Source organism: Dehalobacter sp., assembly GCF_030063005.1.
GTDB classification, from domain to species: domain Bacteria; phylum Bacillota; class Desulfitobacteriia; order Desulfitobacteriales; family Syntrophobotulaceae; genus Dehalobacter; species Dehalobacter restrictus.
This window is the reverse complement of the sequence record NZ_JAPDHR010000062.1, coordinates 1-20,581: the sequence shown is the minus strand read 5'-3', so window position 1 is coordinate 20,581 and position 20,581 is coordinate 1. Positions and strand designations below refer to the sequence as shown.

Below are 20,581 nucleotides of genomic sequence, written 5' to 3'. Positions count from 1 at the left end.
ATTGCAGATTGATCATTCCATATCAACAAGATTATCATCATTCAGGTCTTTTCTTTTGCCGCTAGCCAGATAGATGGTCCATTCACCCAGGTTTGTCACATGGTCGGCTACCCTTTCTAAGGAAAGCGCAACGAGCAGCAGATTGATACCCTGTGAAATATTTTTTTGGTCTTTTTGCATTAAATGCAATAGATCTTCATAGACCAACCTGTATAGTTGGTCTACCTCTTTTTCTTTCACTGCCAGGCTTTGCGCCATTTTTAAATCTTTATTCGTATACGCAATGATACTGTCTCTGAGCATCTCCCGCGCCAGTTTTGCCATCTTAGGAATATCGACCAGCGGCTTCACCAAAGGCTCATCGCTTAATTTAATCGTTACTTCCGCGATATCGACAGCGTGGTCGGCGATGCGTTCGAGGTCGGTAACAATCTTCAGCGCGGTCCCGATGGTTCTCAAATCACCGGCCATAGGCTGCTGCAGGGCTAGCATGGTTAAACATTTGTCTTCGATCTCAAGCTGAAAATTATCCACAATATCATCGTCCGCCAGAACCTTCTCTGCCAGTTTCAAGTCTCTTTCCTCAAGTGATTTCATTGCGGAGCTGATGACGTTTTCCACGAGATTACCCATCATGAGGACATCATGGCTCAGTTCTTCCAACGATGTTGCAAATGAATTTCGGGTCATAATACATTTCCTCCTTATCCGAATCTTCCAGTGACATAGTCCTCAGTCCTTTTGTCCAGAGGCTTGGTAAACAGTTCTTTCGTAACGCCGTATTCTATGACTTCCCCGTTCAGGAAAAATGCCGTGTAGTCTGAAATCCTGGCGGCCTGCTGCATGTTATGGGTAACAATAACGATGGTGTATTGTTCTTTAAGATCAAGGATCAGGTCTTCCAGCTTTGCCGTGGAAATCGGATCCAAAGCCGATGCCGGTTCATCCATCAGCAGTACTTCAGGCTGCACAGCCAGTAAACGCGCAATGACAAGCCGCTGCTGCTGCCCGCCGGATAATTGCAGCCCTGAACGGTTCAGCCGGTCCTTGACTTCATCCCAGAGAGCTGCTTCCTTAAGGCTCTTCTCAACAATTTCACTCAGTTTCTGCTTATCTTTCAGGCCATGGGCCCTCGGTCCATAGGCAACATTATCAAAGATCGACATCGGGAACGGATTCGGCTTTTGAAAAACCATTCCAATTCGTTTGCGGAGTGTTACCGGATCAATATCCGAGGTATAAATATCTTTATTGTCGAGATATACATTTCCTTTGACGGTTGCTCCTTCGACCAGGTCATTCATACGGTTTAGCGTTTTCAGGAAGCTGGACTTGCCGCACCCTGAGGGTCCAATCAGCGCAGTAACCTGATTCGCAAGGATTGGTAAGCTTATTGCGTGTAAAGCGTGAAAGCTTCCATAATACAATTCCAGGTCTTTGGTTACCATTTTATTATTTGTTTCTGTTAAGTTAGCTAACATTGATTACCACCTCTCTCTGTCAGTGACTCTGGCCGTTTCGTCCTGCAAGCCTTCCCATAAGACTATTGGCCAAAAAATTTATGATAACGATCACGATAATGAGCACGGTAGCACTTGCATAGGCATTCTTGGCCGATATTCCTTCCGACGCTAAAATATAGAGATGAACGGAAAGCGTCCGGGTTGGTTCAAGTATTGAAGTCGGCAATCCTAAGGAACTGCCTGCGGTCAGGATGACTGCCGCTGTTTCTCCGATTGCCCTCCCAATCCCCAAGATAACACCGGTTGCAATTCCGGGAAGCGCCGAAGGCAAAACAACTTTTCGTATGGTATACCATTTAGTTGCACCAAGCGCAAGACTGCCTTCACGGTATGAGTCCGGCACTGTTTTAATGCCTTCTTCAGCAGCTCTGATAATGGTCGGCAGGACCATAAATGCCAGTGTCAGCGCACCTGATAGAATGGACCATCCCATCTTCAGGGTAATGACGAACAGGACAAATCCAAATAAACCGAAAATAATTGAAGGTACAGCAGCCAGTGCTTCTGTGGCAAAACGGATGATTTGTACCAGCCGGCCCTTTTTTACGTACTCCGTCAGGTAGATGGCTGCACCAACCCCTATAGGTGTTGCCAGAACAATGCCTGCTACTGTCAGGTAGATGGTGCCGATAATGATGGAAAAAATCCCGCCTTCCTTGCCCATCCGCTTCGGTTCCTGGGTGATAAAATCCCAGCTTAGCCCGCTGATTCCGTTGATCAGAATATGCGCGATAATACTGAACAAAACCAGAAGCGTACAGATCGCAAACAACCAGAGCAATAATTTTGCTATTTTTTCTTCCAGCCGGGCTGATGCTTTCATTATTGCCACCTGCCTTTTGCACCAAACTGTACGATCAGGTTTAAGATCATGATAAAGATAAATAGGATGATACCGGTGGCAAATAGCGCTTGTTGATGTTCCCCTGAGGCATATCCCATTTCCATCACGATATTTCCTGTGAGCGTACGGATCGGGTCAAATAAAGTTCCGGGTATACGCGTCACGTTGCCTGTGACCATGATGACAGCCATGGTCTCCCCGATTGCTCTTGACATGCCAAGGACGACCCCTGTGATGATGCCCGAACGGGCTACAGGCAGTGATATCCATTTGATAGTCTGCCAGTAATTGGCCCCCAGCGCATAGGATCCGTCTTTATATTCGCTGGGAACCGCGCGCAGCGCAGTCTCGGAGAGATTCAGGATGGTAGGCAGGATCATGATGGCCAGAATCAGGGATCCTGCCAAAATGCTAAAACCTGTTCCGCCAAAATGGTTCCGGATTAAAGGAACAATGACTGCCAGGCCATAAAAACCGTAGACAACGGATGGAATCCCAGCCAGCAGTTCGATTGCAGGTCTTATCAGCTTAGCAGCTTTAGGCGGGGCAATCTCAGCCATAAAGATGGCTCCTGCGACCCCGAAAGGAATTCCCAGGACAAGCGCTCCCAAAGTTACAAGTATGGACCCGACCACCATCGGCAGGATCCCGTAGATGCCATGGGTTGGATCCCATGTTGTTCCGAGGACAAAATCAAAAAATCCTGTTTTCTGCAAAACAGGCCAACCCGAAATGATGACAAATACGGCGATCAGCGCAATGATAAAAATAGCAGCGACAGCGCTGAGAAGGAGTATTTTTTCAACGATGATTTCACTTTTTTTAAGGTGAATGCTTTTCTGCATGGATTGGTCTCCTCCGACGATTTTCCTAGTTATACAATAGCAATTATTTGTTGAGAAGACTTTGCGGAATTGTAACGATTTTGTAAATGTATGCTATCGAAATATCCGCATTAAATAACAAGAGATGCCTTAATAATCAAGACATCTCTAATATTTTCGATATATTTGATTTTATTAAAACTTAATAGTCATAGCTTGTTCCTCAGCATAAAATAGAATCGTGAGCCCCGCCCCAGCGTACTCTCCACTTGTATCCTCGTGCCATGGGTCTCCAGAATATGTTTGACAATCGCCAATCCGAGTCCCGTCCCCCCTTGTTTACGATTCCTGCCTTTATCAACCCGGTAAAACCTTTCAAAAACCCGGGGTAAATCATGCTCCGGAATTCCAGGCCCGGAATCAATCACCTCAAACAGTATTCCGTCAGACTTTTCGGAAGCGACGATTTTGACCTTTTCCCCTATTGCGGAATATTTTATAGCATTGTCCGTCAAATTTGTCAGCACCTGCTCGATCATGCTGTAATCTCCCCAGGCATATGGCAACTTCTCTGGACAAACGACAGTAAGTTCGATTTGCCTGGCTTCAAGCTGAGGCCTTAACTTTACCTCCAGTGAGTGCAGTAAAGCACTCACATCAATTTTCTGCCATTCCACCGAATCTTTCCCGGATTCAATTCTGGATAATTCCAGCAGGTCATCAACGAGCATCCGCAGCCGTTCTGATTCTGTCAAGATGATTCTGACAAATTCTCTGGCCGTCTCAGGGTCATCAAGCGCACCATCGAGCAGCGTTTCCGCATATCCTTTGAGTGAAGTGACAGGCGTTCTTAATTCATGGGATACATTGGCAACAAAATCCCTGCGCATTGTTTCCAGTTTCCGGAGATCCGTAATATCATGAAGCACCATGACGGCCCCGATGTTGGTATTCCCCTTTCCGAGAATCGGCGTAATATTAACTTCAATATTTTTCTCGTGCGGGGATAATATTAATAAATCATCCTTGGCGGCCTTATGCGTTTTTAGTGCCGTGTCAATCAGTGTACTTAATTGGTAATTGTTGATAATCTCAATTTGATGCCGATTGACATTTTTCGGTTCGATCTCCAGAATCTTCAGGGCTGCCGGATTAATCAAATCGATCTTACCATCTTCTCTGAGAAAAATAACGCCACTGACCATATTCGCTAAGACTGTTTCAAGCTTGCTTTTTCCGGTTGAGACTTCGTCAATCATTTCTTTCAGTTGCTGGGCCATTTGATTTAAAGCCTGCCCAAGTTTCCCGATCTCATCCTGACTGGTCGTGTAGGTACGCAGGCTGAAATCACCCCCAGCAATATTTTGAGCTGCGGCTGTCATTTCCTGAATCGGCCTTGTCAGACGCTGCGATAGCTTAAACCCTAAGATGCCGGCGATTACTGTAGCCATTAAGAGAGCTATGAACAGCATGCTCCACAGTTTGGATAGGGCCGTCGTAATTTCGGGCATCGGAAGCGCCAGGCGAACAAAGCCCTTAATTTCCCCGTCTTTCTCAACAGGCAGCGCCAGATACATCATTTGCGTATTAAGCGTTGTACTTTCTCTCTCCGCTATCCCGACACCTTCGCTGATCGCCTGGTGGATTTCGGGACGCCCGAGATGGTTCTCCATAAGCGTCGGCAGCTGCTCAGAATCACCCAGAACAACGCCATTTGCATCGATCACCGTAACCCTGGTGCTAGTAACGTTTGCAAGATCACCGGTAATTTTTTCAATATCCGAGACCATATTCAGCGAACCAAATTCATCAATAACCATTTCTCTGACCAATTTCGCCTCAACCAAAAGTTTAGCCTGCAGATTTTCAATAAAATAGTTATCGAGCACCTTGATAAGATAAACGCCTGATACAAGCATTGAAAGCAGTGCTAGTGCAATAAAGCCAACTGTGAATTTCATTTTCAGACTTTTCAACATCAGCCCCGCTCCTTAAACCTGTATCCGATCCCTCGAACCGTCTGGATATAAGACGGATTTTTAGGGTCGGGCTCAATTTTTTCTCGAAGCCTGCTGATATGAACATCAACAATCCTGGTATCACCCGCGAAATCATAGTTCCATACTCTGTCTAACAGCTGATCTCGACTTACCACTTTTCCTCGATGGCGGATTAAATACTCCAGTAGTTCAAACTCCTTTGGCGTAAGCGGTACAATCTGATCATTCACGCTAATTTCACGTCCGGAAAAATCAACAGCCAGCCTGTCGATCAAAAAAGTCTCGTGGTCAGGTGCTGCCTGAGTCGTTTGGGCCCGCCGCAATAAAGCGCGTACCCGGGCAATAAGCTCTCTCGGACTGAATGGTTTTGTCAGATAGTCATCCCCGCCAAGTTCCAGACCAAGAATTTTATCCAGCTCATCATCTCTCGCCGACAACATAATAACAGGGAGAGAACTGTCTTCTTTCCTGACTGCTTGGCAAATTTCATAGCCATCCATTCCAGGAAGCATAATATCAAGGATAAGCAAATCGGGTTTTTCAGAGCGAATTTTCCGCAGTGCGTCAAGTCCATCTCCTGAAACCTGAACTTCATATCCTTCTTTTTGAAGATTATAACTGATCAAGCGGGCAATCGCTTCCTCATCTTCCACAACCATAATTCTTTTGCTCATATCGTCCTCCCTTAGGAAAACCTTTTTTATTCAAAAATTAATGTCACTCCAATAAGTACAAGCTGTGTTTATTTCATATTATATAACAGAGTAATAGGTATTTCATCTTTCTGGCAAAACCAATTAAACAGGGTGGTAAGCCAACCCTGTTTAATCAAAATGAACTATCTTCATATTTTTTTGCCAAATTACTTATTTGACCAATACAAGACCTTCTTTTTGAATGACGCTTTGTCCTTCATCCGACATGACAAAGTCAATATAGGTCTTCACTGCACCCGCAGGCGCCGCTTTGGTCAGATAGAGGAACGGACGCTGGATTTTGTACGAGCCATTCAGGACATTCTCCGCATTGGCCTCAATACCTTCTACGGTTACTGCTTTCACCGTGTCATCAATGTTTGCCATAGAAATATAGGCAATCGCATTCACATCACCGGCTACAGAAGTTCTCGCAGCACCAGTGGAGTTCTGGACAATCGCTTTGTCACTGATCGGATTATCTTTGCCCATGACCAGTTCTTCAAATGCTCCGCGTGTTCCGGAACCCGCTTCTCTGGTAATCACATTGATTGTCTGGTTAGCTCCGCCAACTTCTTTCCAGTTGGTGATTTTGCCGCTATAAATCTTTTTAATCTGCTCGATGCTCAGATCTTTGACTACGTTTTTAGAATTGACTACGATAGCAACGCCATCCTTACAGATAACGGTTTCCGTCAGACCGGTCTCTTCAGGTTTCAGCTCACGGGAAGAAGATCCGATATCCGCGGTGCCTTCCTGGGCAGCTTTGATTCCTGCTCCGGAACCGCCTCCCTGGACGTTAACTTTTATGTTCGGGTTTTTCGCCATGAATGCTTCTGTGAGTGCTTCAGAAATTGGCTGAACCGAGGTGGACCCTGCGATGGTAATTTCTGCGGACTCAGTCTGTGCCTGCTGTTGGTCGGATTGGGAAGTGCTGTCTTTGCTTCCGCAGCCGGTGAAAGCTAAAGCCAGAATACCTACCAATATAAGCGTAAACAATTTTTTCATTTTTTAGTTCTTCCTCTCATTATTAAAGTTTTCAGTATAAACTGATCTCCTTCAATGTTTTTGCTATATATACAATAACAATTTATTATTGCGTAGACTTTGCGTAATTGTAACAATTCTGTAAATATTGCATAAAAAAAATGCCTCCGGTTTATTCTGAGGCATCTTTATTATGTCCTATATTTATGTCTTATTACTTCTCTCATTCTTTCCTGCTTTTTAGGGATTACCTTTACTGCCTGTCTGCCAGAACAATCCGAGGTTTTTCTCAAGAGACTTGCTGTCTTTGATGTTTCTGCGCCGCATCCAGTGTTTTGGAAACAGCTTTATATATTTCTTGTTGCTGTACCGCTCGTCAATAAGCAAAACGGCACCGATATCGTTTTCGCTGCGAATCACCCTGCCGGCAGCCTGCATCACCTTGTTCATTCCGGGATACATATACGCATATTCATAGCCGAGACCGTTTTTGCTGTTAAAGTAATCCCGAATGATATTCTGCTGAACACTTAGCTGGGGCAGTCCCACGCTTACAATCGCCGTACCAATCAGCCTGCTTCCCTTCAGATCAATGCCTTCGGAGAATATTCCGCCGAGCACGCAGAAAGCTACATAGGTTTTCTCAGGATTCTCTTTGAAACTTAGCAGGAAACGTTCCCGTTCTTCTTCAGCCATTGAAGCTTCCTGGGCCACAGCGGTGATATCGGGACAGGCCGAAGCAAACTCGGCAAAAACATCGTTCATATATTTATACGATGGAAAATAAACAATGTAATTCCCCATTTTCTGGGCGACAAAGGAACCAATCATCCGGGTAATCTGGTGAGCGCTTTGTTCTCTTTCTTTATACTTGGTCGAAACAGAGTCAGCCGTCAGCACGCAAAGCTTCCGATGATCAAATGGGGAATCGAGAGAGAGAATATGGTCTGCTTCACCTCCGCCAAGTACCTCCCGGAAATATTCCAGCGGAGACAGCGTCGCTGAAAACATCACCGCCGAACTGCCCCTTTTAAGAGCCTCTCCCAGCAAAAACGATGGATCAAGGCAGAAAAGCTTCACGGTTACCTCATCCCGCTTGGTTTCCACAAAAGTAACGTATCTTTCATCGTAAAATTCAGTGATTGCTGTAAAACCCAGCACATCAAAATAGAGCTGAAGAAAAGCACTATCCTCGCTTAAGCTTCTGTTTTCCTTAAGCATCAATTCACAAGTTCCTGTGTATTGCTGAAGAAGGCTCAGAAAATCCGCGGGCATTTCCGTCGTAATCAGATAGCCCTGCTCCCCGCATTGATGACGCAGGTCAATCATCTTTTTATTGATGCGGTTCAGGATTTTATCCAACGCTTTATTTCTACCCTTATACGCTTTTTTCACCTGGTAAAAAGCAGTTTTGTCAAGCTTTGCTGAGAACATTTCCCGCGCTCTGTCCACAAGGTTGTGGGCTTCATCGATCAGAAACACATAATCGCCGCTGTTGTCTGCAAAAAAGCGTCTGAGATGTGCTCTCGGATCAAAAACATAGTTGTAGTCACAAATGACGCAGTCCGCCAAAAGCGAAAGATCCAGGGAAAGTTCAAACGGACAGACTGTATGCTTCTGGGCGTATTTCTCGATTACACTTCTGGACAAATCATCAGACTCTTTGATCGCATCTAAAATGGCTGCATTAATTCGGTCGTAATGTCCTTTGGCATATTTACAATACTCGGGATGGCAGACCGGCTTTTCACAAAAGCAGATTTTTTCTTTAGCAGTCAGCGTCAAGGTCTTCATTTTCAGACCGCCTTGGCGCATTCTTTCGAATGCCTCTTCCGCAACCTGACGCGTTATCGTTTTAGCCGTCAAATAGAATAGTTTAGAGGTTTTTGCCTCTCCCATCGCTTTGATGGCTGGAAACAGCACCGAGATGGTTTTTCCGGTTCCTGTTGGGGCCTGCACAAACAGCTTCTTTCGTCCGGCTATGGCCCGGTAGGCCTGTACAGCCAACTCCCGCTGCCCCTGCCGGTAGACCGGGAAAGGAAATTGAAGCGCCTTGATCGAGGGGTCCCGAATCTCTGCCCATTCGGCAGAAAAGCTTGCCCATACCGAATACTTTTGAATAAGACTGCCGATAAATTCCGTCAGTTCACTGATTGCAAAAAAATTAAGCCATTGTTTGGTTTCATTGGTCTCCAGATTGAAATACGTCAGTTGAACGACGGCTTCTGTCAGAGCGTTCTGGACAGCGTAAATATACGCATAGCACTTAGCCTGCGCCCAATGAGCGCCGCTGAAATCCTTGTCAATAGAATCCAATGGCAGTACCGTGGTTTTTATTTCTTCAATAACGGTCCGGCCTTCACAGCTGAAAATGCCGTCAGCACGTCCCTCCAACGTATAATCAATGCCATTGTAACAATATGCTTCAGAAAGTGAAACTTCGCTTCGATAGTCCTCATAGGTTTCACGGTTCCTCTTCTGCAGGATCCGGTGCGCTTTAGCCCCTTCCGCCATCCTGTCCTTGGAAGCATACCTGCTGTCAATGTCCCCGCAGCGCATTATTAATTCAACCAGCTGTCTGATCGGAAGCTTAATCATGGTTTCAGTCCATTCTCCCAAAAATAGGTGCAAATTGTGCGAATCCTATTTATTCATACTTAAAAACGGCAAACTTAATCTTGATCCCCTGACCTGTAAATTTTGTTTCGTATTCGGTCATGATATTTTCTTCAAAACCACTTTGATGCAAATCGTATGTCCGGTATAATTCCTGAAAACCGGTCTCCTGAAAATACTGCAGACTATCCTCAAAAAGTAGTTCATCGTCCGTTTTGAACCAAACCTCCGATCCTTTCTTTACAAAGGTCTGGTACTTCCTCAGAAAGTTAGGATGCGTCAACCTGCGTTTATGGTGCCGTTTGCTGGGCCATGGATTGCAGAAATTAATATAGATTTTATCAATTTCATCCTGTCCGAAAATACTGTCGGTATCTTCAATACGCATGGAAACCAATCTGACGTTAGGCAGCTTGCTTTGATTAAGTTTCCTTAACACACAAACCAGCACTTCCGGGTAGGAATCAATTGCAATATAATTGATATTTTTAGTTTTGCCTGCAAGAGATGCGATAAAATCCCCCCGGCCGCAGCCCAGTTCCAAATGAACCGGATCATTATTGTCGAATACTTCATTCCACTTCCCTTTGCATTCCGCAGGGGCTAAAATGGTCTTGGTGTCTTTCTCTAGTTCGGGCTTTGCGCTCCGTTTTCTCCTAAGCCGCAATTATACACTGTCTCCTTCCAATGCTTATCAATCGAATAGAGGTCTTACCGTTCCTGCATTACCCTATAATCCTTATCAATAAGGGGACTTTCATAGGCCGGTCTGATGATTTTATCTGCATTGACCAGTTCTTCCAAACGGTGAGCACTCCACCCGACAATTCTGGCCATCGCAAACAACGGCGTATACAGTTCCAGCGGAATATCCAGCATACTGTAAACAAAGCCGCTGTAAAAATCCACATTGGCACTGACACCTTTATAAATTTTCCGTTCCTTAGCGATGACCTGAGGAGCCAGTCTCTCAATCATTGCATATAATTCAAAATCACTTCTTCGGTCTCTGTCATCCGCCAGCTTCTCGACAAAGCCTTTGAAGATTTGGGCCCTTGGGTCGGAAATGGAATAAACAGCATGTCCCATCCCATAGATAAGACCTCTTCGGTCAAACACTTCCTTGTTCAAAATCTTCGTTAAATAGCTTTTGACCTCTTCTTCATCCCTAGGGTTGGCAACGTGGGATTTGATATCAGCCACCATCTCGACAACTTTGATATTTGCTCCGCCATGTTTTGGCCCTTTCAGAGAGGATAAGGCCGCCGCAATGACGGAATACGTATCCGAGCCGGAAGAAGAAACAACTCTGGTCGTAAACGTAGAATTATTTCCCCCGCCATGTTCCATATGCAGCACAAGCGCGATATCAAGCACCTTGGCCTCAAGTTCTGTAAATTGTTTATCCGGTCTTAACATTTTCAGGATATTTTGAGCTGTGGAGAGCTGGTCATCAGGTCTGTGGATATAAAAGCTTTCGTTGCATTCATAATGATTATAGGCATGATACCCATACACGCACAGCATCGGAAAAATGCTGATCAGCATCAGACATTGCCGCAAAACATTATCTAAAGACACATCGTCTATGGTCTCATCATAGGATGCCAGGGTAAGAACACTCTTTGTCAGAGAATTCATGATGTCCCTGCTCGGTGCTTTCATAATCACATCACGCACAAAATTTTTAGGAAGATTTCTGCTTTCCACTAAAATGTCTTTAAAGTGGGCTAATTGTTCTTCATTAGGCAGTGATCCAAACAGAAGCAGATAAGTTATTTCTTCAAAGCCATATTGCTGATTATGTGCAAATCCTTTGACCAAATCGGTGATATTGTATCCCCGGTAAAGAAGTTTTCCGTCACAGGGAATCCGTTTTCCATCAACTTCGTCATGAGACTTGATTAAAGAGATATTGGTTAACCCGGCAAGTACACCTTCCCCGTTCTTATCTCTTAAGCCGCGTTTTACGCCATACTCATTATAGAGGCTTGGATCAATCCAGCTGTTTTCCTGACAGATCTTGCTGTACTTATGTGTAAAAGAATCAATTGTTTCCTTTTTATTGCTGGTCATTTTCTCCTCCGATTCTTAGTTAATCCTGTCTCATTTACCTTATTTGATTGATTATCCTTAAAATAGGATATGGCCGTTCTTTCAAACAACTTTATTATACTATCAGGGTTGTTTGTTGTAAATATCATTTATTTACCCTAACAAGAAGGCCAACAAAGAAAGAACCGCCTCTCTTCGTCGGCCTTACATCATCTTTGATTCACATGGATAACTATTATTTTAAACCCAGGACCTGGTTTATAATATTGATTACCTTGTCTTCCTCAAAAGGTTTAATAATGTAATTCTTGGCGCCCAATTTAATTGCCTCGAAGACCCTGTCTTTTTGGTTAATTGCGCTTATCATAACCACCCTGGCATCAGGGTACCTGCCGAGCAATTTACCAAGCGCCTCGATGCCGTCTGACAGAGGCATCGTAATATCCATTGTCACAATATCCGGATGCAAATTTCCATATTCAGCCAGGGCCTGCATGCCATTGAGCGCTTCGCCTATGACTTCATGCCCGCCTCTCCCCATGATAGCAGCTAAATTTCTCCTCATAATTGCAGAGTCATCAACGATTAATACCTTAGCCATTTTTCCTCCTCAGTTGTAACTAGTACAACGTTCCTGAAATAAATTCTCAAATAGAGGATTGCGTTAAACTCCCGGGTTGGCCTGTGCGCCACAATTCCGCTTTCGGCTGTTGCGCCATCCGTGGCGCAAACAGCCGCGCTCCGCCTCCATGCTTCGCTTAACGCTGGAATTGTGACCCCCAGACCTCATTGTGGGTAATCAAGCTTTATGAATGATTTGAGCAGGGAATTTGAGAACCTTGTACTAGATAGCGCCACCTTCCATTGGCAGCAGAAAATTGAATTCTGTTCCGGTATCAGGGTTTGTCACAATGTCCAAATGACCGCCTATTTTTTCAAGTTCTTGTTTAACGATCGCCATGCCGATGCCGCGTCCCGAAATCATCGATGCACTGTCTTTGCTGGAAAGCCCGTCTTCAAAAATAAGTGGGATAATATCTTTATCGTCCAGCTCTGCCAGTTGTTCTGCGGTAAATACCCCAAGCTCAAGCGCTTTTTGTTTGATTCCTTCCAAGTCTAAGCCTTTGCCGTCATCAGCGATCTTTAATAATATTTGATCTTGAACTAATTTCATTTCGCAGACAACGCGGCCCTTTTCTTCTTTTCCGGCTTTGATTCTGTCTTCCCTGTTTTCAATGCCATGATCTACGCAGTTCGCAAAAATATGAATCAGTGATTTGGTAAAGGCCTGATACCTTTTTGTATCTACAGGAAACTCTCCGCCTTCTAGTTCAAGAGGATACAACGATTTCTCCAAGCCCTGAGCTAAGCCTTCTATAGTATTAGGGTAAGCAGCTAAAAGCTCTTTGAACGAGCGGTAACGCAATTGCCTGACTTTGGTAATCAAAATATTGGCCTCCTGCGATGGAATAAGCGTCGCTATTTGATCTTCCAATTCAAGCAGTTTTGCTTCCGGAATCTCGATGATTTTATCTCTGACAATAAAATTCTCCCCTAGTGTTGACTGCAGAATACGCAAACCTTCATTCAGAGCATGTTCAAGATTCAAATTTTGCAGGAGCATACCTAAACCAGTACTGGTTGCTGAATCCCTTTGTTCAAAAGATTTGATCTCTTCTTCAAGATGGTGAAGAGAACGAACCATATGCATCATCTCAAACTGGCCAAATTCCCCTTTAAAGGTATGAATCCTTCGTTTGACATCGACAATTACCCGCTGAAGCGGTTCTTTGCAAATAACCAGCTGCGGTACGGTCATCTGGCAAAAACGCTGGTAATCTGAAATAAGTTCCAAAAGGTCATTACGGCTGATAACAGCCTTAACAATCATTTTAAGTGTTTTGCGTTCATTTTCCATTTGTTCCTGCAAAGCGCGTTTTTCCGTAGCATCCGTTAAGATAACCATCAAAGCTTGTGCTTCTTCCTGACACTTATCCACGATAAACTTGTATTCGATTTTTATATAGTAGTTATTCAGGAAAATGACATCCGGCAGAAAAGAAAGGAATACCTCCCTGCGTACCGGGTCATTCTCCTGAAAACATTCCAGAAGAACTTTGTTCACAAAGTCTCTTTGTTCCTGGTCCTCCGGATAAATTAAGTCCGAAAAGTTACGTTTATCTAAGTCAGGACCCAATAATCTCTGGCATTCAATGCTGTATTCAGGTTCAATACACAGGTCTGATCCAAAAGACAGGAAGCCCTGCCCGGCATTATTGAGTAAATTTTTCACAGACTGCATACTTTGTTTAAGATTTTTTTCGACGACGCGCCGTCTTCGTATTTCTTCACTGAGCGTGAAATAAATAAGCAAGCCGAAGAGAACGACCATGGCTGCTGTATAAAGAATGATCTGCCCGACGCGTTTGGCCAATTCCTGATAAATATATTGGATATCTACATCTGTTCCGACTGCGCCTATGACCTGACCCTCGGCATTGACCAATGGTGCATAGCCGGTAATCAAAGTACCCCAAAGCGTTGAAGTCTGCGCTCTCGTGTGAAAAGCTTTGGTATGCGTATGTGCTGCCGGTGTAGACAGTTCATCGGTCTCTCCTAAAGACACCTTCTCCGAATCGAAAATGTATTCAATTTGGCTGGGTGATATTCGATGCTCGACATATACATACTTTACTCCGGTTTCAGCTTGAATACGCTGAAAATATGCCTGCATCTCTCTAAAATAATCATTAGGCTCTTTCTCCGCAAGTAACTTTTCATATTCAGCAATATTAACACTGTCAGCAACAACCCGAGAGATGGTCATCGCGTTGATGCCGATATCATCAAGGGTCTTATTATACCAGGACCTGATCAAGAGAATTTGAATTAATACCAGCAAAGCAAGAATAAGAACGTTAACCGTTCTTGCCAGTCTTCTCCGATTATTTTCCAATTAATATCCCTACTTATAAAAATTGTTTCTGGGAAAATTCTACATAAATCTACAAAATACCTTTTTCCATTATATCAAATAAAAAAGCAGACTTAAACTGTCTACTTTTTTCGCAATATTTCGTATTTCCACTAAGTATACTCTTTTATTTGTCGTTCGCTCACTATACTATTCTTAGAGCTGATTACTGCAGTTTAAGACATTAGCAATCTTATGCTTAACCATATTTTTGATGGCTTCTCTAGCCGGTTTTAGATACTGACGGGGATCAAAATCAGCAGGACTATTCGCCAAATACTCGCGGATTGAAGCCGTCATGGCAAGGCGCAGATCGGTATCAATATTTATTTTGCAGACTCCCATGGTCCCAGCCTTATGAAGCATGTCTTCGGGGACACCCTGCGCTCCCTTGATATCTCCTCCGTATTCGTTGCATTTTGCCACAAATTCCGGCAGTACCGTAGACGCGCCGTGTAAAACTAATGGGAAGCCAGGAAGCAGAGAGGCTATCTTTTCAAGACGCTCGAAATCAAGCATCGCTTCTCCCTTGAACTTATACGCTCCGTGACTGGTGCCAATCGCAACAGCCAGGGAATCACAGCCAGTTTTATGGACAAATTCGGCAGCCTGCTCCGGATCCGTATAGCTGCTGTCCTTAGCACTGACATTTACTGCATCTTCAATGCCGGCAAGTCTGCCTAATTCGGCTTCCACGACGACGCCTTTCGCATGGGCGTACTCTACAACCTTTTTGGTAACCGCAATATTTTCGGCAAAAGACAGCTTAGAACCATCGATCATCACCGATGTGAAACCGCCGTCAACACAAGCCTTACAAATCTCAAAGTCTTCCCCGTGATCCAAATGCAGGCAGATCGGCAAACCCGTATCCTCCACTGCAGCCTCTACCAGCTTCATTAAGTAAATATGTTTGGCATATTTCCGGGCACCCGCAGAAACCTGTAAAATTAAAGGTGCTTTTTCTTCCTTCGCAGCATCAACAATTCCCTGAATAATTTCCATATTGTTAACGTTAAATGCTCCGACAGCACATTTTCCATAGACTTTTTTAAACATTTCAGCAGAAGTTACCAGTGGCATATTAATTCCCTCCAGATATTTTTTATATGTATGCTTTTGTATAGTATTACCCAGTTGAAAAATTATTTTTACCGTTTTAGTGACGGCTTTAGTTTATATTAATTGCCTGAAAACTTCAATAGTCCTTATAAACTTACTTATTCATTCGACATCATTTGCCTACATTTTCATTATATCGATATGTCATATCATGCTTTCCCTTTTGACATCTTGACACTGTTTTGCTTGATCAATTATAGTATGTTTGAATGAAGAAAGTTATGTTCTGTTTTTCTTGTGCTGTTCAGTCAGACATCCATAAGGAGAATGCTCAAGGAGGACCTACAAATACCATGAAGAAACATGATATTATCCTAGTTGGCATCATTATCTTAATCGTGCTCATCGGTTTAGGTAGAATAAAATTCTATCAATCCCAAAATGAAAAAGACCTCAGGTTTGCCGAAATCACACAGAATAACGTGCTTATCGAACGTATTGATTTAAATGCGGTTCAGGAACCGCGGGAAATTACCCTTCCAGGCAAATACCATGAGATTGTTCTGGTGGAAAAAGGCCGCATCAGATTTAAAGAAACCAACTGTCCCGACCAGATTTGTGTCCGGACAGGCTGGCTGGAAAACCCAGGGGATTATGCTGTTTGTCTGCCCAATAAGGCAATTATCAATATTACTGAGAACTAAACTTGCGTTCATCTACCGGAATAAATGCAATAACACGACAATAACACCCCCAGCCAAAGGACTGGGGGTGTATGATTTGAATAGGAACTTTTACTTGAAATAATGGATGCCGCCCTCAAAAATGGGCTGGTATTTGTTGCCGGGGACGTTTACAGCAACACCGGTTCCGGTCCGTTCGGAATGCGCCATTTTGCCCAATACCCGTCCGTCAGGGCTGGTGATCCCTTCAATGGCGTCAAAGGAACCATTCGAATTATCCTTGCTATCGTTGCTTGGTGTTCCATTCAGATCGACATATTGGGTAGCGATCTGCCCGTTCTGGATCAGCTTGCTGATGACTTCAGGACTCGCGACAAATCTTCCTTCGCCATGCGAAACCGGAATGGTATGTGTCTCGCCCAATTCAATACCGCTAAACCAGGGGGAAAGTGTGGAAACAACCTTGGTCCGAGCCATGCAGGAAACGTGGCGTCCGATCTTGTTATAGGTCAACGTAGGATCTTCTGCGTTTATTTCTTTGATTTCCCCGTAGGGGACCAGTCCCAGCTTAATCAAAGCCTGAAAGCCGTTGCATATTCCGAGCATCAGGCCGTCCCGCTGTTTCAGAAGGTTCATGACGGCATCTTTGATGCGCGGGTTATTAAACAAGGTGGCAATAAATTTTCCCGATCCGTCCGGTTCATCTCCGGCGCTAAAACCGCCCGGAAGCATGATGATCTGGGAGTTATTGATTATTTTGACCATTTCTTTGATCGAACCTTCAATATCTGCGGCGCTGAGATTTCGAATAACCATGGTTTCGACCAGACCACCGGCTTTCGTGAAAGCTTTGGCAGAATCATATTCACAGTTTGTGCCCGGAAAAACAGGGATAAATACCCGTGGTTTTGCTGCTTTAATCGCCGGTCTGAAAGTACTGCGCTTGTCAAAGCTGACTGCCCGGGGTTTTTCGGTATTTTCGGCATTCTCAACCTTGCTTGGAAAGATTTTTTCCAGCGGCATTTCCCATTGGCTCAGCATATCCGTCAGCAGCAACTCGACTCCGTTGACAGCGATTGCTGGTTTCTCCTGCGTGCAGCCGAGTAATTCGTATTCGACATCGCCAAACAAAGCAGGCAGGTCAGCTTTCTCATCCAATTCCAACAGAATCGAACCATAATCTGTCTGGAACAGGTCTGAAGACTCTATTTGTCTGCTGAAATGGAAACCAATCATATTGCCGAAAGCCATCTCGCTGACAGCGCCGGCAATCCCGCCCATTCTGATCGAACGTGAAGAGCGCACCCAGCCTAACTGAATCAAGTCCAAGACCTTTACAAAGTTTTTTGCCGCCATAGTAAAGTCAGGGATTTCCTGTTCGTCCCGGGTCAGTTTCAGCAGGACCACGTTGCTTCCGGCCTGTTTAAATTCCTGGGATACGACTTTGCGGGCATCTGCAGTACAAACGGCAAATGCGACCAGGGTGGGCGGGACATTCAGCTCCATAAAGCTGCCCGACATACTGTCTTTTCCGCCTATAGCGGGAATGCCCAGCTGCTTTTGAGCATAATATGCGCCCAATAAAGCACTGAAAGGTTGCCCCCATTTGCCGGCGTCGTTGAGTTTGCCAAAATACTCCTGCAAGGTAAGGCGTATCTTGCGGTAATCTCCGCCTATGGCCACTGCTTTCGCAACGGCATCCAGCACCGCATATAAAGCCCCGTGAAACGGGCTCCATTTGGCCAGTTGCGGGTTATAGCCATACGTCATGATCGTAGCTGTCGTCGTATCACCTTCAAGTACCGGCAGTTTGGCAACCATGCCTTCAGCCGGGGTCAGCTGGTATTTCCCGCCTAACGGCATGAGTACCGATGCCGCGCCGATCGTACTGTCAAATCTCTCGATCAGTCCCTTTTTACTGCAGACATTCAAATCGCCTAAATTAGCATTCCAGGCTTTACGTAAATCCGGCAGTTCCCGGGTCACTGGGCTGGGGATAGCGTTAAAGTAATTTTGTGTTTCCAGCGGTGCTGCCACTTCAACCTTCGTCTTTTGTTTGACCCCATTGGTATTCAGAAAGTCACGGCTGAGATCTAAGATCGTCTTGCTCCGCCAGGACATTTTAAGCCGATGATCGCCGGTTACCCGGGCAATAATGGTTGCTTCAAGATTTTCTTCGGTTGCCAGGCATTTAAATTTATCCCAATCCTCAGCTGCCAGGACGACAGCCATGCGTTCCTGGGATTCGGAAATCGCCAGTTCTGTCCCATCCAGACTTTCGTATTTTTTTGGCACGGCATCCAGACAGATATCAAGGCCGTCAGTCAGTTCCCCCACGGCAACAGAGACACCACCGGCGCCAAAATCGTTGCATTTTTTAATAAGCGTACTGACTTCCGGGTTGCGGAACAGCCGCTGAATCTTTCTTTCATTCGGCGGATTGCCCTTCTGAACTTCGGCGCCGCAGCTGGTCAGCGATTCCAGCGTATGTTCTTTGGAAGAGCCCGTCGCTCCGCCGCAGCCGTCCCGGCCTGTCCTGCCGCCAACCAGCACGATCACATCACCTTCTTCAGGAGGTTTGCGGATGACGTTTTTTCTGGGGGCAGCACCGATAACCGCACCGATCTCCATTCTTTTAGCGATAAAGCCTTCGTCATAGACTTCGGCGACCTGACCTGTCGCCAGTCCGATTTGATTGCCGTAAGAACTATATCCGGCTGCAGCAACGGTGGTAATCTTTCTTTGAGGCAGTTTACCGGATAAAGTATCTTCGACCTTTGCCCGTGGATCGCCGCTGCCGGTGACCCGCATCGCCTGATAGACATAGGTCCGGCCTGACAACGGGTCTCGGATCGCACCGCCCAGACAGGTGGCAGCACCGCCAAACGGTTCGATTTCTGTCGGATGATTATGCGTTTCGTTTTTAAACATTACCAGCCATTCTTCTTCCCGGCCGTTCACCTCGGCAGTCACAACAATACTGCAGGCATTGATTTCATCGGATTCATCCAGATCATCAAGGAGGCCTGCCATTTTAAGCTCTTTCATCCCTATTGTAGCGATATCCATCAGACAAATGTCCTTAGTGGGCAGCTTGTCCTGATATACCTTAGCTCTGGAAGCCTTATAGCAATCGAAAGCCGTTTTGATAGGCCCGGAAAAAATTCCATCCTTAATATCGACTTCTTCAATTTCAGTCTGGAATGTCGTGTGCCGGCAGTGATCGGACCAGTAAGTGTCAATCGTTTTAATTTCAGTCATGGTCGGGTTTCTTTTTTCCGTATCCCGGAAATAGGACTGACAGAACAGCAAGTCTTCGACGCTCATGGCAAGATTCATGTGCTGCTGCATCGCAGTAATTTCTTCCGGTGTTTTGGTGATAAATCCTTCCATCGTTTCAACGTCGGCCGGTTCTGCTGCTTCAAATTCTAGACTCTGCGGTTTTGCCAGCGAAGCTTCCCGCGATTCGACCGGGTTAATGCAGTATTGTTTGATTCTTGCAAAGTCCTGATCCGATAGTTTTCCTTCCAGGATAATCACTTTGGCTGAAGCAATCAGCGGACGCTCTTTCTGGGTCAGCATCTGGATACATTGGGCTGCCGAATCCGCCCGTTGATCGTACTGACCTGGCAGATACTCCATCGCAAAGACCCTGTCCCCTGACGAGATGTCCAGCGTTTCCTCGTAAAGGATATCCAAGGGAGGCTCGGCAAAAATAATCGTACGGGATTTCTCATATTCTTCATCGGTAATCCCGGAAATATCATAGCGGTTGATCGTTCTGACCCCCTGCAGTCCTGCAATGCTTAAATTATCCCGAAGATCTGCAAAAAGTCCCTGAGCTTCGATATTGAACCCCTGTTTTTTCTCCACATACAATCTTTTTACAGCTTGTAACAAAATATAGTACCTCCATTTCTGGTGTGCAACATAATTCTAACTTCTGTCTTGTACATTTTACGCTCATGCAGTCCATATCACAATACCTGTTTTATTGGTAGACCCACTGCGTCGATTTTGTGATCCGCAGCATAAATACCGAATGGCTGTGCATATTGAGTCGAATATATTCGTTTAGTATTAGTATAATTCGAAAAGACTGGCCGTCAAGGGAAAACAGAATGTTCTGCAATTATAAAGTTGCCTATTCGAAATAGTTCCTTTACATGTATTTTATAGTAGAATTAACTAAGGGAAACACTGATTAAATCGCCCCCCGGACAAAAAAATGGTAAAATTAAAGAAAACAGTAACAGGTGGTAAAAATGGGGCAACAAACCTTTTCGGATATAGAATACTCAAACCGACGGAAGAAAAC

At 44.9% G+C, this 20,581-nt stretch carries 15 protein-coding genes; 1 reads left to right on the top strand and 14 read right to left on the bottom strand.

Translation table 11 applies throughout. The annotated features are described in order from the left end of the window. Positions 1-12: 12 nt before the first annotated feature. The 13 genes from phoU to fba all read right to left on the bottom strand — a co-directional run bounded on the left by phoU (position 13) and on the right by fba (position 15,601). Entirely contained in the window at positions 13-690 is a 678-nt protein-coding gene (gene phoU / locus OKX56_RS14240) for a phosphate signaling complex protein PhoU (RefSeq protein ID WP_019224619.1), read from the bottom strand. 14 nt (positions 691-704) lie between these two features. Further along, positions 705-1,481, bottom strand: a complete 777-nt coding sequence (gene pstB, locus OKX56_RS14235; RefSeq protein ID WP_019224618.1) for a phosphate ABC transporter ATP-binding protein PstB — start codon at positions 1,479-1,481, stop codon at positions 705-707. A 19-nt stretch (positions 1,482-1,500) separates the two neighbouring features. After that, positions 1,501-2,346 carry a phosphate ABC transporter permease PstA gene (gene pstA / locus OKX56_RS14230; protein ID WP_019224617.1) on the bottom strand — a complete coding sequence of 282 codons (846 nt, stop codon included), beginning with the start codon at positions 2,344-2,346 and terminating at the stop codon, positions 1,501-1,503. Continuing rightward, positions 2,346-3,212: a phosphate ABC transporter permease subunit PstC gene (gene pstC / locus OKX56_RS14225; RefSeq protein WP_019224616.1), complete on the bottom strand. Its 867-nt coding sequence runs from the start codon at positions 3,210-3,212 to the stop codon at positions 2,346-2,348. The genes pstA and pstC overlap by 1 nt, the downstream gene beginning before the upstream one ends. A 188-nt stretch (positions 3,213-3,400) precedes the next feature. Beyond that, positions 3,401-5,170, bottom strand: a complete 1,770-nt coding sequence (pnpS, locus tag OKX56_RS14220; protein ID WP_019224615.1) for a two-component system histidine kinase PnpS — start codon at positions 5,168-5,170, stop codon at positions 3,401-3,403. Then, positions 5,170-5,865: a response regulator transcription factor gene (locus OKX56_RS14215; RefSeq protein WP_019224614.1), complete on the bottom strand. Its 696-nt coding sequence runs from the start codon at positions 5,863-5,865 to the stop codon at positions 5,170-5,172. Before OKX56_RS14215 ends, pnpS begins: the two co-directional genes overlap by 1 nt. Before the next feature lie 192 nt (positions 5,866-6,057). After that, positions 6,058-6,894, bottom strand: coding sequence for a phosphate ABC transporter substrate-binding protein (locus tag OKX56_RS14210; protein ID WP_019224613.1), 837 nt, complete (start codon positions 6,892-6,894; stop codon positions 6,058-6,060). A gap of 219 nt (positions 6,895-7,113) precedes the next feature. Further along, entirely contained in the window at positions 7,114-9,471 is a 2,358-nt protein-coding gene (locus OKX56_RS14205) for an ATP-dependent DNA helicase (RefSeq protein ID WP_019224612.1), read from the bottom strand. Between the two features lie 49 nt (positions 9,472-9,520). Beyond that, on the bottom strand, positions 9,521-10,156 hold the full coding sequence (trmB, locus tag OKX56_RS14200; protein WP_019224611.1) for a tRNA (guanosine(46)-N7)-methyltransferase TrmB: 636 nt from the start codon (positions 10,154-10,156) through the stop codon (positions 9,521-9,523). 44 nt (positions 10,157-10,200) lie between these two features. After that, a complete protein-coding gene (locus OKX56_RS14195; protein WP_019224610.1) occupies positions 10,201-11,565 on the bottom strand; it encodes a citrate/2-methylcitrate synthase in 1,365 nt (454 codons plus the stop codon). A 214-nt stretch (positions 11,566-11,779) separates the two neighbouring features. Continuing rightward, the gene (locus tag OKX56_RS14190; RefSeq protein WP_019224609.1) at positions 11,780-12,145 is read right to left on the bottom strand and encodes a response regulator; all 366 of its coding nucleotides are present in this window, start codon (positions 12,143-12,145) and stop codon (positions 11,780-11,782) included. Positions 12,146-12,388: 243 nt separating this feature from the next. Then, positions 12,389-14,500, bottom strand: a complete 2,112-nt coding sequence (locus tag OKX56_RS14185; protein ID WP_019224608.1) for an ATP-binding protein — start codon at positions 14,498-14,500, stop codon at positions 12,389-12,391. Between the two features lie 174 nt (positions 14,501-14,674). Continuing rightward, the gene (gene fba / locus OKX56_RS14180) at positions 14,675-15,601 is read right to left on the bottom strand and encodes a class II fructose-1,6-bisphosphate aldolase (protein ID WP_019224607.1); all 927 of its coding nucleotides are present in this window, start codon (positions 15,599-15,601) and stop codon (positions 14,675-14,677) included. Positions 15,602-15,933: 332 nt separating this feature from the next. Here fba and OKX56_RS14175 point away from each other — a divergent pair, with 332 nt between their 5' ends. Next, the gene (locus OKX56_RS14175; RefSeq protein ID WP_019224606.1) at positions 15,934-16,284 is read left to right on the top strand and encodes a NusG domain II-containing protein; all 351 of its coding nucleotides are present in this window, start codon (positions 15,934-15,936) and stop codon (positions 16,282-16,284) included. 90 nt (positions 16,285-16,374) lie between these two features. On the opposite strand, the gene OKX56_RS14170 is transcribed toward OKX56_RS14175, so the two are convergent. After that, the gene (locus OKX56_RS14170; protein WP_019224605.1) at positions 16,375-20,163 is read right to left on the bottom strand and encodes a phosphoribosylformylglycinamidine synthase; all 3,789 of its coding nucleotides are present in this window, start codon (positions 20,161-20,163) and stop codon (positions 16,375-16,377) included. Positions 20,164-20,581 lie beyond the last annotated feature (418 nt).

Coding starts and splice junctions, on each gene's coding strand:
- phoU (WP_019224619.1), bottom strand. CDS start 690: ATGACCCGAAATTCATTTGCAACATCGTTGGAAGAACTGAGCCATGAT.
- pstB (WP_019224618.1), bottom strand. CDS start 1,481: ATGTTAGCTAACTTAACAGAAACAAATAATAAAATGGTAACCAAAGAC.
- pstA (WP_019224617.1), bottom strand. CDS start 2,346: ATGAAAGCATCAGCCCGGCTGGAAGAAAAAATAGCAAAATTATTGCTC.
- pstC (WP_019224616.1), bottom strand. CDS start 3,212: ATGCAGAAAAGCATTCACCTTAAAAAAAGTGAAATCATCGTTGAAAAA.
- pnpS (WP_019224615.1), bottom strand. CDS start 5,170: ATGTTGAAAAGTCTGAAAATGAAATTCACAGTTGGCTTTATTGCACTA.
- OKX56_RS14215 (WP_019224614.1), bottom strand. CDS start 5,865: ATGAGCAAAAGAATTATGGTTGTGGAAGATGAGGAAGCGATTGCCCGC.
- OKX56_RS14210 (WP_019224613.1), bottom strand. CDS start 6,894: ATGAAAAAATTGTTTACGCTTATATTGGTAGGTATTCTGGCTTTAGCT.
- OKX56_RS14205 (WP_019224612.1), bottom strand. CDS start 9,471: ATGATTAAGCTTCCGATCAGACAGCTGGTTGAATTAATAATGCGCTGC.
- OKX56_RS14195 (WP_019224610.1), bottom strand. CDS start 11,565: ATGACCAGCAATAAAAAGGAAACAATTGATTCTTTTACACATAAGTAC.
- OKX56_RS14190 (WP_019224609.1), bottom strand. CDS start 12,145: ATGGCTAAGGTATTAATCGTTGATGACTCTGCAATTATGAGGAGAAAT.
- fba (WP_019224607.1), bottom strand. CDS start 15,601: ATGCCACTGGTAACTTCTGCTGAAATGTTTAAAAAAGTCTATGGAAAA.
- OKX56_RS14175 (WP_019224606.1), top strand. CDS start 15,934: ATGAAGAAACATGATATTATCCTAGTTGGCATCATTATCTTAATCGTG.